The organism is Burkholderia cepacia ATCC 25416 (assembly GCF_001411495.1).
GTDB lineage: Bacteria > Pseudomonadota > Gammaproteobacteria > Burkholderiales > Burkholderiaceae > Burkholderia > Burkholderia cepacia.
Map to the genome: position 1 here is coordinate 16,130 of NZ_CP012982.1, position 15,309 is coordinate 31,438.

Annotated in this window: 14 protein-coding genes; 6 read left to right on the top strand and 8 right to left on the bottom strand. The window is 68.8% G+C overall.

What is annotated here, in order from left to right:
• Positions 1-53: 53 nt before the first annotated feature.
• On the bottom strand, positions 54-899 hold the full coding sequence (locus APZ15_RS17570) for a helix-turn-helix transcriptional regulator (protein ID WP_027791481.1): 846 nt from the start codon (positions 897-899) through the stop codon (positions 54-56).
• Positions 900-1,069: 170 nt separating this feature from the next.
• Between APZ15_RS17570 and APZ15_RS17575 the strand changes: the two genes are divergently transcribed.
• Positions 1,070-1,864, top strand: coding sequence for an SDR family NAD(P)-dependent oxidoreductase (locus APZ15_RS17575; protein WP_027791480.1), 795 nt, complete (start codon positions 1,070-1,072; stop codon positions 1,862-1,864).
• Positions 1,865-1,888: 24 nt separating this feature from the next.
• Here the strand turns inward: APZ15_RS17575 and APZ15_RS17580 are convergent, their stop codons facing one another.
• From APZ15_RS17580 to APZ15_RS17600, 5 genes are all read right to left on the bottom strand, one after another.
• Positions 1,889-2,263, bottom strand: coding sequence for a hypothetical protein (locus APZ15_RS17580; RefSeq protein WP_049097651.1), 375 nt, complete (start codon positions 2,261-2,263; stop codon positions 1,889-1,891).
• 212 nt (positions 2,264-2,475) lie between these two features.
• A complete protein-coding gene (locus APZ15_RS17585) occupies positions 2,476-3,546 on the bottom strand; it encodes an AI-2E family transporter (protein ID WP_027791478.1) in 1,071 nt (356 codons plus the stop codon).
• A 124-nt stretch (positions 3,547-3,670) separates the two neighbouring features.
• Positions 3,671-4,780 carry an NADH:flavin oxidoreductase/NADH oxidase gene (locus APZ15_RS17590; RefSeq protein ID WP_027791477.1) on the bottom strand — a complete coding sequence of 370 codons (1,110 nt, stop codon included), beginning with the start codon at positions 4,778-4,780 and terminating at the stop codon, positions 3,671-3,673.
• Positions 4,781-4,921: 141 nt separating this feature from the next.
• Positions 4,922-5,608 (bottom strand): type 1 glutamine amidotransferase domain-containing protein, encoded by a 687-nt coding sequence (locus APZ15_RS17595; protein WP_027791476.1) that lies wholly within the window; start codon positions 5,606-5,608, stop codon positions 4,922-4,924.
• Positions 5,609-5,999: 391 nt separating this feature from the next.
• Positions 6,000-7,040, bottom strand: a complete 1,041-nt coding sequence (locus tag APZ15_RS17600) for a substrate-binding domain-containing protein (protein WP_027791475.1) — start codon at positions 7,038-7,040, stop codon at positions 6,000-6,002.
• Between the two features lie 187 nt (positions 7,041-7,227).
• Between APZ15_RS17600 and APZ15_RS17605 the strand changes: the two genes are divergently transcribed.
• Both APZ15_RS17605 and APZ15_RS17610 read left to right on the top strand, forming a co-directional pair.
• Positions 7,228-8,793, top strand: a complete 1,566-nt coding sequence (locus APZ15_RS17605; RefSeq protein ID WP_027791474.1) for a glycoside hydrolase family 68 protein — start codon at positions 7,228-7,230, stop codon at positions 8,791-8,793.
• Positions 8,794-8,968: 175 nt separating this feature from the next.
• Positions 8,969-10,606 carry a glycoside hydrolase family 32 protein gene (locus tag APZ15_RS17610; protein ID WP_027791473.1) on the top strand — a complete coding sequence of 546 codons (1,638 nt, stop codon included), beginning with the start codon at positions 8,969-8,971 and terminating at the stop codon, positions 10,604-10,606.
• A 94-nt stretch (positions 10,607-10,700) separates the two neighbouring features.
• Here APZ15_RS17610 and APZ15_RS17615 read toward each other — a convergent pair whose 3' ends face one another.
• On the bottom strand, positions 10,701-11,450 hold the full coding sequence (locus APZ15_RS17615) for an SDR family oxidoreductase (protein WP_027791472.1): 750 nt from the start codon (positions 11,448-11,450) through the stop codon (positions 10,701-10,703).
• A gap of 146 nt (positions 11,451-11,596) precedes the next feature.
• Positions 11,597-12,514 carry a LysR family transcriptional regulator gene (locus APZ15_RS17620; protein WP_027791471.1) on the bottom strand — a complete coding sequence of 306 codons (918 nt, stop codon included), beginning with the start codon at positions 12,512-12,514 and terminating at the stop codon, positions 11,597-11,599.
• A 259-nt stretch (positions 12,515-12,773) separates the two neighbouring features.
• On the opposite strand from APZ15_RS17620, the gene pdxR reads away from it, so the two are divergent.
• The 3 genes from pdxR (at position 12,774) to APZ15_RS17635 (ending at position 15,223) form a co-directional block, all read left to right on the top strand.
• On the top strand, positions 12,774-14,258 hold the full coding sequence (pdxR, locus tag APZ15_RS17625) for a MocR-like pyridoxine biosynthesis transcription factor PdxR (RefSeq protein ID WP_027791470.1): 1,485 nt from the start codon (positions 12,774-12,776) through the stop codon (positions 14,256-14,258).
• A 94-nt stretch (positions 14,259-14,352) separates the two neighbouring features.
• On the top strand, positions 14,353-14,790 hold the full coding sequence (locus APZ15_RS17630; protein WP_027791469.1) for a carboxymuconolactone decarboxylase family protein: 438 nt from the start codon (positions 14,353-14,355) through the stop codon (positions 14,788-14,790).
• Between the two features lie 10 nt (positions 14,791-14,800).
• Positions 14,801-15,223 carry a cupin domain-containing protein gene (locus APZ15_RS17635; RefSeq protein WP_027791468.1) on the top strand — a complete coding sequence of 141 codons (423 nt, stop codon included), beginning with the start codon at positions 14,801-14,803 and terminating at the stop codon, positions 15,221-15,223.
• Positions 15,224-15,309 lie beyond the last annotated feature (86 nt).

The window sequence follows — 15,309 nt, forward strand, 5'->3', positions numbered from 1 at the left end:
GCGCTTCGGCGTATCGACGGCGCGAGCGCACTCCGCGCTCTGCGCGCTGCCGTTCAGCTCGTCGCGCTGCGGTACTGGCCGGGCGTCGCGGCCGCGATCCGCCGGAACGCGCGCTGGAAATGCGCCTGGTCGGCGAAGCCCGCGTCGAGTGCAACGTCGGCGATCGGCCGGCCGCGGCGCAGCTCCGTGCGGCCGTACTGCACGCGGCGGTCGATCAGGAACGCATGCGGCGTCATGCCGTAGCGCGCGTTGAACGCGCGGATCAGGTACGACGGCGACAAATCGGCGGCCGCGCAGATCGCATCGAGCGTGACGCCCTCGCGGCAATGCGCGGCGATGTAGTCGGCCGCGCGCGCGAGCTTGGCGTTGTCGTCCCCGGCGCGCGGGCCGGGCAGCTCGCGGTCGAGCGCGCCGTGCAGCGCCGTGAAGAATTCGACCGCCGCGCTCTCCTTGCCGAGCGGATCGATGCCGGGCGCGACGAGCGTCCGGTAGAAACCGCCAAATTGCGCGAACAGGTCGCGCCGTTCGGTCAACTTCGGCGAAAAGCCGTGAAAATCGCGGTTCGGATCGCGGCCCAGCGAATGCTGCAGCCGCGCGAGCCACGGCACGTCGACATAGACCATCCGGTACGCCCACGCGTCCGGGCCGTACGGATTGCACGCATGCACCTGTTCCGGGTCGATGATCACCAGCACGCCGCGCCCGACGTGCTCGTGCGTCGCGCCGTTCACGTAGGTGCTCGTGCCGCCGACAATCGCGCCCACCGAAAACGTGTCGTGCGTGTGCTTCGCGTAGCAGATCGCGCGGCCGTCGTCGACGGTGCGCGCCTCGATGAACGGCAGCGCGGCATCGCGCCAGAACGGCGACGGTACGACGGATCGGTTGGCGGTACGGCTCACGCGGCGGGCTCCCGGTTCGGACGGCGACCGCCCACCGTACAAGACTGTGCGGCGCGGCGCAACCGGAACGCCACGCTTCGATACGGGATTGCGCCGTTTCGCCTAAGCTTTGAATTCCGTCCGCCGCGGCGCCCGCGGCGGTTTTCGTTCACTCCTCTTCCGTCACGCTCATGCATATCGATCTGAAAGGCAAGACCGCGGTCGTTACCGCCTCCACCGCCGGCATCGGGCTCGCGATTGCCGAAGGGCTCGCGCGCGCCGGTGCGCGCGTCGTCGTCAACGGCCGCAGCGACGCGTCGGTGCAGTCCGCGCTCGCGCACCTGCGTGCGGCCGTCCCCGACGCGGGCTTCGACGGCATCGCGGCCGATCTCTCCGATGCCACGGGTGTCGCCCGCATCACGCAGCACACGCCCGCGGCCGACATCCTCGTCAACAATGCGGGCATCTACGGCCTGAAGGCGTTCTTCGAGATCGACGACGCCGAGTGGGAACATTACTTCCAGATGAACGTGATGTCCGGCGTGCGGCTCGCGCGGCATTACCTGAAGGGGATGATCGAACGCAATGCCGGCCGCATCGTGTTCATTTCGTCGGAATCGGGCCTGAACATCCCGGTCGACATGATTCATTACGGATTCACGAAAACCGCGCAGCTGTCGATCGCACGCGGCCTCGCGAAGCTCGCGGCCGGCACCAACGTGACCGTCAACTCGGTGCTGCCGGGGCCGACGATGTCGGACGGCGTGCGGGCGCTGCTGAAGGAAACGGCCGACGAAACCGGCCGCAGCGTGGAAGACGTGGCCGTGGAGTTCGTGCGCAACCATCGTTCGAGCTCGATCATCCAGCGGCCGGCGACGCCCGAGGAAGTCGCGAACCTGGTGGTCTACGTGTGCTCGCCGCAGGCTTCGGCGACGACGGGCGCCGCGTTGCGGGTGGACGGCGGCGTGGTCGACACGATCGCGTGACGGCGGGCGGGCACGGCCGCCGCGCTAGCGCGAAGCGGCCTTGCCCGGCTGGAGCGTGCCCTTGCGATCGGCGTTCATGCACGAATCGAAGCCGTGTTGCGTGACGATGCCGGCCCTGTCGAACACGACGAAGTATTCGCGGTGATCGTTGCCGTGCTCGATGAAGTAGTTGTAGCAGACGCCGCTGCCGTTGCGGACCATCCAGACGCTGCGCGGGTTGCCGGCCGCGCGGACGACGTCGGCGCGCGTCGCGCCGTGCCGCGACGCGGCCCGCGCGAGCGGCGTGCGTGAATACGAAAATGGCAGCCACGAGTCGAACCACGCGCAGCCGTGCAACATCAGGCAGCTGGCGGCCAGGGACAGCGTCGCTGCGGGACGGGCCATCGAAATCAATCGCATGCTTGGGAAAATCTGCTGCGCCATGCCGGCGTGATCGAAAGCCCCATGCTACTCGACCTTTGGGTCCGGATCGAAAAGAAATGTAGAGATCTTTATACGAATCCCTGCATGTCATGCCCGCTCGCAAGCCCGGTCGTTGCAGCCCCCACATGCTTGCACGCGCATCGAACCCGCCGCGCCGATGCGTCAAATCGGCACAACGTCGCGCATCGTCACGCGATCCACTCGGCCCACAGCATCGTCAGCACCGTCATCAGCGCGGGGCCGACGAACAGCCCGATCAGGCCGAACGTCTCGGCGCCGCCGAGGATGCCGAACAGCACCAGCAGGAACGGCAGCCGCGCCGAGCTGCCGATCAGCACCGGCCGCACGAAATGCTCGGCGACGAACACGACGACGAAACCGAGCACGGCCACCACGACGGCCCACACCGTCGCCCCCTGCACGAACAGCCAGAGCGCCGCGCCGCAAAACACGATCGGCGCGCAGAACGGCAACATCGCGGCAATCGCCGTGACGAGGCCGAGCAGCGCCGCATGCGGGACGCCGGCCAGCGCATACGCGATGCCGAGCAGCGCACCCTCGCCGAGCCCGACGACGACGAGCCCCGTCACCGTGCCGTACACGGCCTTGACCATCCGGTCGATCAGTTCCGCGCCGTTGTGCCCGAACGCGCGCCGCGCGCCCTGCAGCAATGCGCCCGACAGCTTGTGGCCCGCGCGCAGGATCACGAACAGCGTGACGAGCATGAAGCCGAATTCGAGCAGCACATGCGCGAGCTTCGTGCCGAACTGCCGCCCGAACGCGAGGAATTTCTCGCTGTTGACGCCGTGCATCGCACTGGCCGCATGCAGCGGATGGCCGAGATTGGCCTGCCACCATTCGGTGATCTGAGCCGAACCGTAAGGCAGCCGGCTGACGACGTCCGGCAACGGAATGCCGCTGTCCTGGACCGACTTCAGCCACTCGCGCAGGTCGTGCGCCTGCCCGATCGCCTGGACGGCCGCGACCGCGATCGGCAGCACGACGAGCAGCGAGATCGCGGCCGTGATGACGGTCGCGATCAGCGTCGGCCGGTCACGGAACAGCCGGTGCGATTCGAAGCATTTGAGCAGCGGCCACATCGCGATGGCGATCACGCAGGCCCATGCGATGGCGGGAATGAAGTCGCGGATGATCCACAGCGCGAGCACCAGCAGCGCCGCATACAGCACGACGCGGGCAACCTGCTGCGCGCGCGGCCGTGCGGCGGGGTCGTGAGACGACGGGACGTGTGCGCCCATGGCACCTCTGTCGAAATGAAAAATGGCGGTTCGCGCAGGCAACCGGCCTGCATGAACCGCCATTCTATCCATCGGCGCCGGATCGGCGACGCGCAAGATGCGCGCGCCGTGTCGTCAAGGCGGCTCAGGCCGCCTTGTCGGCGATCCGGTAGCGCTCGAGCCAGTGCGCGTACGGCGCGGGCAGCGTCCACGACGGACGCTCGACGCCGAGCTGCCTGGCCGCGTAGTACGGCCAGTGCGGATCGGCCAGGTGCGCGCGACCGACCATCACGAGATCGAGCTGCGCTTCGGCCACCACGCGGTTCGCCAGTTGCGGCGTGTCGATCCCCCATGCGGACGACACCGGCAGCCCGGCCTCGCGGCGCACGCGCTCGGCGATCGGCGCGAGGAACGCCGGACCCCACGGAATCTGCGCGGCGGGCGTCGAGAAGCCGACCGACACGCTCAGCATGTCGAGCCCTTCCCGCTTCATCCGCTGCGTGAGCGCGATCGACTCGGCGAGCGTCTCTTCGTCGCGGCCGTCGTATTCGATCACGCCCAGGCGCGCGGTCAGCGGCAGGTGCTCGGGCCAGACCTTGCGCACGGCCGCGAGCGTGTCGACGAGGAAGCGGCCGCGATTCTCGGCCGAGCCGCCATATTCGTCGGTGCGGTGGTTCGAATGCACCGAGAAGAAGCTCTGGCCGAGATAACCGTGCGCAAAGTGCAATTCGAGCCATTCGAAGCCGAGATCGCGCGCACGCTTCGCCGATGCGACGAAATCGGCCTGCACGCGGGCGATGTCGTCGTGCGTCATTTCACGCGGCACTTTCGGCAGGTGCGCGCCGAACGGCACGGCCGACGGGGCGATGGTCTGCCAGCCGCGCGGATCGCCGTCGGCGATATGGTCGTCGCCTTCCCACGGACGGTTCGCGCTCGCCTTGCGGCCCGCGTGCGCGATCTGGATGCCGGGCACCGCGCCGGCCGCCTTGATCGCCGCGACCGACGGCGCGAACGCTGCGGCCTGCGCATCGGTCCACAGCCCCGCGCAACCCGGCGTGATGCGCCCTTCCGGCGACACGGCCGTCGCCTCGGCGATCACGAGGCCCGCGCCGCCGCGCGCGATGCCGGCCAGATGCACGTGATGCCAGTCGTTGACGACGCCGTCCTCGGCGACGTACTGGCACATCGGCGGCACCGCGATACGGTTGCGCAGCGTGACATCCTTGAGTTTGAACGGTTCGAACAGGGCAGACATCCACGGCTCCTTTGCTTGGTTCTGCAAAACGACGGGAAACGCGCCGTGCGGTGCGCACGACGGAACGATTCGGGCCGTCGCCGGACGGCTTGCGCCCGGCGACGGATACGGTGCGGCGCCGGCCCGGCCGGCGCCATCGGCTCAACGGCGGCCGAGTTGCGCGAGCAGCGCCTCGGCGGCGGGCGCCGACGATGCGGGGTTCTGCCCCGTGATCAGCAGCCCGTCGGTGACGATATGCGGCGCCCAGTCGGCGCTGCGTTCGAATTGCGCGCCGTTGGTCTTCAGCATGTCCTCGACGAGGAACGGCACGACTTCCGTCAGTTCGACGGCCGCTTCCTCGCTGTTGGTGAAGCCCGTCACGCGCTTGCCGCGCACGACCGATTCGCCGGTCTGCGGATTCTTCACGTGACGCAGCACGCCCGGCGCGTGGCAGACCGCCGCCACCGGCTTGCCGGCCGCCAGCGCGCGCTCGATCAGGCCGATCGAATGCAGATCCTCGGCGAGATCCCACAGCGGGCCGTGGCCGCCCGGGTAGAACACGGCGTCGTAGTCGTCAACGGACACGTCGGCCAGCTTGCGCGTCGACGCCAGTTCGGCCTTGGCCGCCGCATCGGCTTCGAAGCGGCGCGTCGCGTCGGTCTGGGCGGCCGGATCGCTGCTTTTCGGGTCGAGCGGCGGCTGGCCGCCCTTCGGCGACACGAGCGTCAGCTCGACGCCCGCATCCTTGAACACGTAGTACGGCGCGGCCAGTTCCTCGAGCCAGAAGCCGGTCTTCTTGCCGGTGTCGCCGAGCGTGTCGTGCGAGGTCAGGACAACCAGAATCTTCATGATCGGACACTCCTTCGAAAAGTTGACGGGAACGGGGCCGCATGATCCAGAAAACCGGCCGGCGCGGCGCGCCGCCTGTCCGTTAGTCAGCTGTGACGCGTCATCGTGCGACCCGCGTATCCGAATGCGGCATGCGCCTATTAGACCAGTCGTCTAGAACATTCGAAAATAAAACGACGGCGTCTCGCCGCGCTACCAGCACCACGGCGCGAGATGGCATTTTTCGCGCCTTGCTTGCCTGCGCCACGGACGTCGCCGCATTCACGAGGACGGATGATAGTCGCGGATTAGACCGGTCGTCTAGTATTCGGACAATCATCCCTGCCGCCGTCATGGCCTTTCGCGAGGGGCGCGATCCGTGGGTGTCCGCAGGTGCTCACGCCCCTCGCCTTCACCGCGCCGGCTGGTCGCGCAACGGACCGTCGGTGTCGCCCGCCTCGATTGCCGGCGCCTCGAGCCGGTGCTCGCGCACGCCGTCGCCCAGCAGGCGCAGCATCAGTTCCGCGAGCGAGCGCCCCGATGCGTGGCCGGTCGGCTGCACGACCGCCGTCACGCGATACGGGTGCGCGAGGCCCGGCGGCACGCCGTCGTAGACGATCAGCGACATGTCCTCGCCCAGGCGCAGCCCGCTGTCCACGAGCGCCCGAAACGCGCCGCCGCCCGCGATATTGTTGTCGACCAGCAGCGCCGTCGGCCGCTCGGCGCGCGCGAGCAGCGCCCGCACCGCCTGCAACCCGCCGTCGTGCGTGAACGGGCACTCGACGAGCAGCGCCGGATCCGGCTCGATGCCGGCTTCGCGCAGGGCCGACAGATAGCCTGCACGGCGCTGCGCGGCGAAATTCAGGGCAAGCGGCGCGCTGATCATCGCAATGCGCCGGTGCCCGAAACCCGTCAGCCGGCGCACCGCGTCCCGCGCGCCCGCTTCGTTGTCGAAGTCGAACCACGCGTACGGCTCGGCCATCCGGGTCCGGCCGTACGCCACGTACGGAAACGCGCTCGCCTGCAGGTACGCGATGCGCGGATCGTCGACCAGCGTTCGCGCGACGATCAGGCCGTCGACGAGTTTGCCTTCGACGATGCGCCGATAGGTGTCCAGTTCCGCGTTCGGCCGCGCCGACGCGATGATGAAATCGAGATTGCGTTCCGCGAGCCGCTCGGTGATGCCCGCGACGACCTCGCCGAAACGCGGATCGCCGAGATCGCCCGCGCCGAACGGATAAACGATCCCGATCATGTCGGCCCGACCGGTCGCCAGCCGGCGCGCGGTCGGGTCCGCCACATAGCCCATTTCCCGTGCAACTCGCGCCACGCGTTCGCGCGTCGCCTCGCTGACGTCGTCGTAGCCGTTCAGCGCACGGCTGACCGTCGTCCGCGACAGCCCGAGCGCGTCCGACAGCGCCTTCAGATTCACCTTCACCGTCACTCCTCGCATTCGCCGATCCGCCCGGCCGCCCGAACACAGGGATGCACCGGCCGGGTAATTATTTCCAATTGGTAACGATTACCGTCAATTAAATATCTTTTGCGTTCCAAACCGGTTTGAAATAGCATCCAAACCGGTTTGGACATCGATGCCCACTCAGCCGTTCACTTTGACCTTTCCAGGAAACGACGACGAGATGACATACTTTCCCCTTTTCCGCCCGACGACGACCAAACGTTTGCTCCTCGCTGGCGGCGCACTTGCCGCCTTCGCGTCCGTCGCGCACGCGCAGTCCAGCGGCACGGGCGCGCCCATGCCCACGCCCCATACGCAGCAGGCCTACGATCCCGAAGGCAACTTCACGATGCGCTGGACGCGTGCGGACATCCGCCAGATCGTCGCGCAGTCGCACACCGCCGGCGCCGACAAGAACTCGCTGCCGCAAGCGCTGACGATGCCGGACATCCCGCAGGATTTCCCGCTGATCAACTCGAACGTGTGGGTATGGGACACGTGGCCGCTGGCCGACCTGCGCGCGAACCAGCTCAGCTACAAGGGCTGGGAGGTGATCTTCTCGCTCACCGCCGATCCGCACGCGGGCTACACGTTCGACGACCGTCACGTCCACGCCCGCATCGGCTTCTTCTATCGCCGCGCGGGCATCCCCGCGTCGCAGCGCCCCGCCAACGGCGGCTGGACCTGGGGCGGCCACCTGTTCCCGGACGGCGCGAGCGCCAGGGTATTCGGCACCGCACCGATGACCAACAACGCCGAATGGTCCGGCTCCGCGCGCCTCACGAACGGCAGCAACGTCAGCCTGTACTACACCGCGACGTCGTTCAACCGCTCGGCGCCCGGCGGCGCGGACATCACGCCGCCGCAGGCGATCATCACGCGCGCCGACGGCAACATCCACGCCGACGACAAGCACGTGTGGTTCACCGGCTTCGGCGATCACAAGGCGCTGCTGCAACCGGACGGCAACTACTACCAGACCGGCCAGCAGAACACCTACTTCTCGTTCCGCGATCCGTTCGTGTTCACCGATCCCGCGCACCCGGGCAAGACCTACATGGTCTTCGAAGGCAATACGGGCGGCCAGCGCGGCGCACGCACCTGCACCGAGGCCGATCTCGGCTACGCGCCGAACGATCCGTACAAGGAAGATCTCAACGCGGTGATGAATTCGGGCGCAGTGTATCAAAAGGCCAATGTCGGCCTGGCGGTCGCGACGAACCCGCAATTGACCGAATGGAAGTTCCTGCCGCCGATCCTGTCGGCGAACTGCGTCGACGACCAGACCGAGCGCCCGCAGATCTACCTGAAGGACGGCAAGTACTACCTGTTCACGATCAGCCACCGCACGACGATGGCGGCCGGCGTCGACGGCCCGGACGGCGTGTACGGTTTCGTCGGCAACGGCATCCGCAGCGACTTCCTGCCGCTGAACGGCGGCAGCGGCCTCGTGCTCGGCAACCCGACCGACTTCTCCGCGCCGGCCGGCGCACCGTATTCGCAGGATCCGAACCAGAACCCGCGCGAATTCCAGTCGTATTCGCACTACGTGATGCCGGGCGGGCTCGTCGAGTCGTTCATCGATGCGATCGGCCCGCGTCGCGGCGGCACGCTCGCGCCGACGGTGAAGGTCGGCATCAACGGAACGTCGACGGCGGTCGATCGCACGTATGGCCGCGGCGGGCTCGGCGGCTACGGCGACATTCCGGCGAACCTGCCCGCGACGGGCGACGGCCACAACCCGTGAAGCCGGGATAACCAACAATAACGATCATCGATAAAGGCACGGGGTTAGGGAGGCGCATATCGCGCGTGTCGCGTGCGCGCCTCCACTTTTTTCCTTCCATCCATTGCGCGCACCGCCGTCGAAAGCGGCAGGCGCCCTTCTTTCCCGCCTTGCACGGCGAAGCACGACACCCCGCATGATATCGACGTCTTTTCGCTTTTCCGCCCGGATCGCCCGGTTGCTGCTCGCCTGCGTGGCCTGTACCCAGGTCGCTGCCGCGCCCTGCCACGCGCCGGCTGACGACGGCACCCCGCAATGGCGACCCGCGCTCCATTACACGCCGCAGCGCAACTGGATGAACGATCCGAACGGGCTCGTCTACGACAACGGACGCTATCACCTGTTCTACCAATACAATCCGCTCGGCAACGACTGGGGCAACATGTCGTGGGGCCATGCGACGAGCACCGACCTCGTCCACTGGCGCGAGCAGCCGGTCGCGATGCGCGCGAACGCGACGGAGGAAATCTTCTCCGGCTCGATCGTCGCCGACACCCTCAATACGTCCGGCCTGGGCACGCCCGGCCACTCGCCGCTCGTCGCGCTTTATACGAGCGTGTACAAGGCGGGCTCCGGCCACGCGCCGGGCATTCAGGCGCAGTCGCTCGCGTACAGCCTCGATCACGGCACGACGTGGCAACCTTACGCACGCAATCCGGTGCTGACGCTCGACCCGGAATCGAAGCAATTTCGCGATCCGAAAGTGTCGTGGTATGCGCCGGGCGGCTACTGGCTGATGACGACGGTCGTCGCCGATGCGCACGTCGTGAAGCTCTATCGCTCGGACGACCTGATCCACTGGAATTTCCTGAGCGATTTCACGCGGCCGGGCGTGCCGCACGACGGCGCGCTGTGGGAAATGCCCGACCTCGTGCCGCTGCCGCTCGACGGCGACCCCGCACAAACACGGTGGGTCATGATCGTCAACGTCAACCCGTGGTCGATCGCCGGCGGCTCGGGCGCGATGTATTTCGTCGGCCACTTCGACGGCCGCACGTTTACGCCGGATCGCGTCGCCCCCGCCGGTTCCGATCCCGCGCAATTCCACTGGGTCGACCACGGCGCGGATTTCTACGCAGCCGGCACCTTCTCGGGCGCGCCCGGCTCACGGCCGGTCGCGATCGCGTGGATGAGCAACTGGGATTACGCGGCGAAAGTGCCGACCGCGCCGTGGCGCGGCGCGATGACCCTGCCGCGTGAACTCTCGCTGAAAACGATCGACGGTGAACCGACGCTCGTCGTCGCGCCGGCCGCCGCGTTCGACGCATGGGCGGACGGCCGGCCCGCCGTGCACGAAGGCGACCTCACGGTCGACTCCGCGACACGCGCGCTGTCGCCCGCGACGCGCAGCACCGTCCAGCGCATCACGGTCACGCTCGAGCCGCGGCACGCGGCGCGTGCCGGCCTGATCGTCCGGCGCTCGGCGGACGGCTCGGTCGGCACCCGGATCGTGTACGACACCGTGAAGCGCACGCTGACGCTCGACCGCTCCCGCTCCGGCGAAGCGAATTTCGCCGGCACGTTCAGCGGCGAACACATCGTGGACCTGCCGCTCGAGCACGGACGGCTGCGGCTCGAGATCGTCGTCGATCGCGGCTCGGTCGAAGTGTTCGCGAACGGCGGCCGCGTGGCGCTCACCGACCTGATCTTCCCGCCGCCCGACGCGGACCGCGTCGCCGTGTTCGCCGAGCACGGCCGCGCGACGTTCTCCGGGCTCACGGTGACGCAGCTCGAAGCCGGCGGCGACAGGCTTGGCGCCTGTGCGGCGCGATAGATGCAACGCGCGGACGCGATTCGTCCGCCGATGACGAGGGCTGTCCGCCCGGCGCAACGCCGGGCGGTTGCAGCCCCCGCCGGGGCCTCGCCGATCAGAGCAAGCCCATCCCGCCCGACGCGATGATCTCCGCGCCGACGATGAACGCGGATTCCGGCGCGCTGAGGTGCAGCACCGTCGACGCGATCTCGTCCGGCGTGCCGAACCGGCCGATCGGAACGAGGCCCTTGATCTTGTCGGCCGTCTCGTCGAGCGTGGCCGCGTCGAACCCGAGCTTGCCGTAGAGCGGCGTCTGCACGGGCCCCGGGCTCACGACGTTCACGCGCACGCCGTGCGGCAGCAGTTCCGTCGACAGCGTCTTCGCGAACGAATTGACGGCCGCCTTGCTCGCCGCGTACACCGACGAGCCGGGCATCCCGATGTGCGCGTTGATCGAGCCGTTGATCACGATCGACGCGCCACGGTTCAGCAGCGGCACCAGCGACTGGATCTGGAAATACGCGCCCTTCACGTTGGTGTTGAACACGAGATCCCACATGGCCTCGTCGCTGTCGGCGAACGGCGCGAGTTTCGCGACGCCCGCGTTGATGAACACGGCGTCGAGCCGCGCCCCCGCCGACGCGATCGCATCGGCCAGCGCGCGGGCCGACGCGACGCTGCCGGCCTCGTTGCGGATCGCGAGCGCATCCGCGCCGAGCGTTTGCCGCGCGGCCTCGAGCGTCTGCGCATCGCGCCCGGTGATGATGACCCGCGCGCCTTCGGCCGCGAATGCCCTGGCGGCCGCCAGGCCGATGCCGCTGTTGCCGCCCGTGACGAGGACCGTCTTTCCTTCGAAGCGTTGCATGATGTTCTCCTGTGAACCGGTGAGTTGACCGTGGACACAGGATGCGCGCCGCGCCCGGCCTTGCCGTACGACGGGCGCGACGAACACGTTCGAAATCTTCGAACGTGTTTGCGCGGGCGGGTTCGGTCGCGCTGTTCCGCGCCGCGTCAGCCGGCCACGTCGATCCCGTCGAGCAGCCGCTGCGCGAGCCTCGGTTCGCGCAATTGCTCGAGCCACCATTGCAGCGCCCGGCCGTCCCGGTCGCCGTGCCACGCGACATACAGCCGGTTCGGCTCGCGCGGATCGGCCGTCTGTCTTTCCACGAGTTCGCCGCGCGCCAGCAGCGACGCCACGCGCCGGCGCGGCACCCAGCCGACGCCGAGCCCGTCGCGCTGCGCGAGGATCTTCGCGCGCATCGACGGCACCGCCAGCACGGCCTGCCCGCCGAGCAGGCCATACGCGCGGCCGGCCGCGCGCCGCGACGAATCGGCGACGACGACCGCCCGGTGCGCGCCGATCGCATCTCGCGTCAGTGCGCCACTCACGGCGGCTAGCGGATGGCGCGGCGATACCGCGAACACCCACTCGATCGCCCCCAGCTCGAACCACTTGAAGCCGGGAATCGCCGGCGGCTCGTTGGTCGCGCCGACCACCAGGTCCGCACGGCCGTCGCGCAGCGCTTCCCAGGTACCGCCAAGCACTTCGTGCGTGAAACGCAACGACACGCCGGAATCGAGCGCATCGAACGCGTGGACGACGGGCAACAGCGTGTCGAACTCCAGCACCTCGTCGCTGACGATCCACAGTCGGTCTTCCCAGCCGCTCGCGACCTGCCGCACGCGCTGCGTCAGTCGCGCGACGTCCAGCGCCAGCCGCGCCGCCTCGTCGGTCAGCAGTTGTCCGGCCGGCGTGAGCTGCAGCCGGTAGCCGCGCCGGTCGAACAGCAGCGCGTCGAAGCGCGTTTCGAGCTGGCGCGCCGCGTGCGATACCGTCGACGGCGCCTTGCCGAGCCGCGCGGCCGCCCGCGACAGGCTGCCGGTGGCGCGGATCGCGTCGAGCAGCGCAAGTTCGTCTTCGGACAGCATGGGATCGCTCCGGTGTGGGGTTGTCGTGGATCGTAAGGCAGCGGCGGGCCAAGGTCCAATCGGGCGATGCAGGCCGGTCGTGCCGATCGTGCCGGTCACGGGCGTGTCCCGCCCGGCCGGTTCGGCCGGCCTCCGCGCGATTCCTTGCGCTCCGGCGGCCGGTACAGGCATTCCGTCACGCCGCCCGCACCATGCCGCCGCGACCGGCTTCCGGTATGCTGGTCGACTCGAAATCATGGCAACTGAGGTAACCACTGCGATGGACATCGCGATTCGCATCGAAGGCCGTCACGACCTGACGGGGCAGATCTTCCGGCAACTGCGCACCGCGATCGTCGACGGGCGCCTCGCGGGCGGCGCGCGGCTGCCGTCGACGCGCGACCTCGCGAAACAGCTCGGTGTTTCGCGCAAGACGACGCTCGACGCGTTCGAGCGCCTGGTGGCCGAGGGCTACCTGAATACCCGCGCGGGCGACGGCACGTTCGTCGCCGACGGCCTCGCGCGCGTGCCGCACGCCGCGTCCATGTCGGCGCCGTCGCTCGTCGACGGCACGCCGCGCGTCGACGCGGTCGATGCCCGCGCGCTGTGGAACGACCTGCCCGACGCGCTCGCGATGCCCACACCGCAGGATGCGCCCGGCTTCGACTTCCGCGGCGGCGTGACCGACAAGACGCTGTTCCCGTTCGACGCGTGGCGGCGCTGCCTGCATCACGCGCTGCGCCAGCAGATGCGCGGCCCCGCCCAGTATCACGACCCGGCCGGCGATCCGCAGCTGCGCGGGGCGATCGCGCGTTACGTCGCATTCAGCCGCGCGGTCGCGTGCGGCTGGGACGACGTGCTCGTCACGCAAGGCGCGCAACAGGCGCTCGACCTGATCGCCCGCGTCGTCGTGCGGCCCGGCGATGTGGTCGCGGTCGAGGATCCCGGCTATCCGCCCGCGCGTGCCGCGTTCGCGTCGCTCGGTGCGACGGTGATCGGCGTGCCGGTCGACGCGCACGGCCTGGTCACGGAACGGTTGCCCGACGACGCGCGCCTCGTCTACGTGACGCCGTCGCATCAGTTCCCGCTCGGGATGCCGATGACGCTGGACCGGCGCGTCGCGCTGCTCGAATGGGCGCAGCGCCGCCGCGCCGTGATCATCGAGGACGATTACGACGGCGAGTTCCGCTTCGAGGGCCGGCCGGTGGAGTCGCTGAAGAGCCTCGACCGCACGGGCCTCGTCGCGTATGTCGGCACCTTCTCGAAGACGATCTTTCCGGAACTGCGGATCGGCTACGCGATTCCGCCGCGCGCGCTGCGCGGCGCGCTGGCGAAGGCGAAGCAGATCGTCGACTGGCACACCTGCACGCTGACGCAGGCGGCGCTCGCCCGCTTCATGCTCGAAGGCGACTTCGCACGGCACCTGAAGCGCATGCAGAAGCACTACGACGCGCGTCGCAAGATGCTGATCGCGCATCTGCGCGGCGAACTCGCGCCGTGGTTCGACGCGATCGTGCCGACCGCCGGCATCCACCTCGCCGCCCGCCTGAAGCCGGGGCTCAACGAGGCGGCACTCGTCCGCGCCGCCCGCGAGCTGGACATCGGCCTGTACGGTATCTCGGCATTCCACGTCGCCGTGCCGGTCAGTGCGGGGCTGCTGTTCGGCTATGGCGGGATCGACGCGCTGCGCATCGACACGGCGCTTGCGAAGCTCGCCGGCCTGCTGGGCTCGGGCAGCATCGGCGGCCCGGCACTGGTTACCTGAATTTTCCAGAAATTGGCCATTCAAGCAGGCCAGCTTGCGTCCTAAAGTGGATCCTGTCGCGCCACCGTGCGCTCCAACCGAAAAAGGACCTGCCATGCAACCGCGCCTGAACTTCTATACCGCCAGCCCGAACGCCATCAAGGTGATGCGCAACGCCGAGGACTTCATCGCGAAAAGCTCGATCGAGAAGCCGCTCGCCGAACTCGTCCGCCTGCGCGCGTCGCAGATCAACGGCTGCGCGTTCTGCGTCGACATGCACACGACCGACGCACGCAAGGACGGCGAAACCGACCGCCGTCTCGCGGCCGTCGTCGTGTGGCGCGAAACGCCGTTCTTCACCGAGCGCGAACGCGCGGCGCTGGAATGGACCGAGGCACTGACGCTGGTGGCCGACAACCACGTGCCCGACGCCGTCTGGGAGGCCGTGAAGCCGCATTTCACCGACGAGGAACTGTTCGACCTGTCGATGCTGATCGCGACGATCAACACGTGGAACCGCTTCGCGATCGCGTTCCGCAAGATGCCCGAGTAAGGGGACGACGATGACGTACGCCACGCTCCGTCGCGCCGCCCTCGGCGCATGGCTCGCCGCCGCGGCCGCGCTGCTGCCGGCCGCCGCCCATGCGCACGACACCGGCGACAACGTGCACACGATCATGCAGCAGGCCGTGCCCGAAGCGCCCGGCAAGCTCGCGGTCGTCGCGACCGTCGACTATGCGCCCGGCCAGGCGTCGGCAGCCCACCGGCACCTCGGCTCGGTGTTCGCCGTCGTGTCGAAAGGCGAGGTGCTTTCGCAGGTGAACGGCGGCCCGCTGCACCGCTACCGCGCCGGCGAAGGCTGGTACGAGGCGCCCGGATCGCGCCACCAGGTGTCGCGCAACGCGAGCGCGACCGAACCCGCGCAGCTCGTCGTGTTCGGGCTGACCGGCGAGCATGTGCCGCTGACGTCGCCGATCGATCAGTAAGCGCGTGCCGGGGCGCGTGCCGTTGTCGACGCACGTGCCCCCGCTGCGCGACCGGGTTCACCGCCGCTTCGCTTACTGAGCCCCGC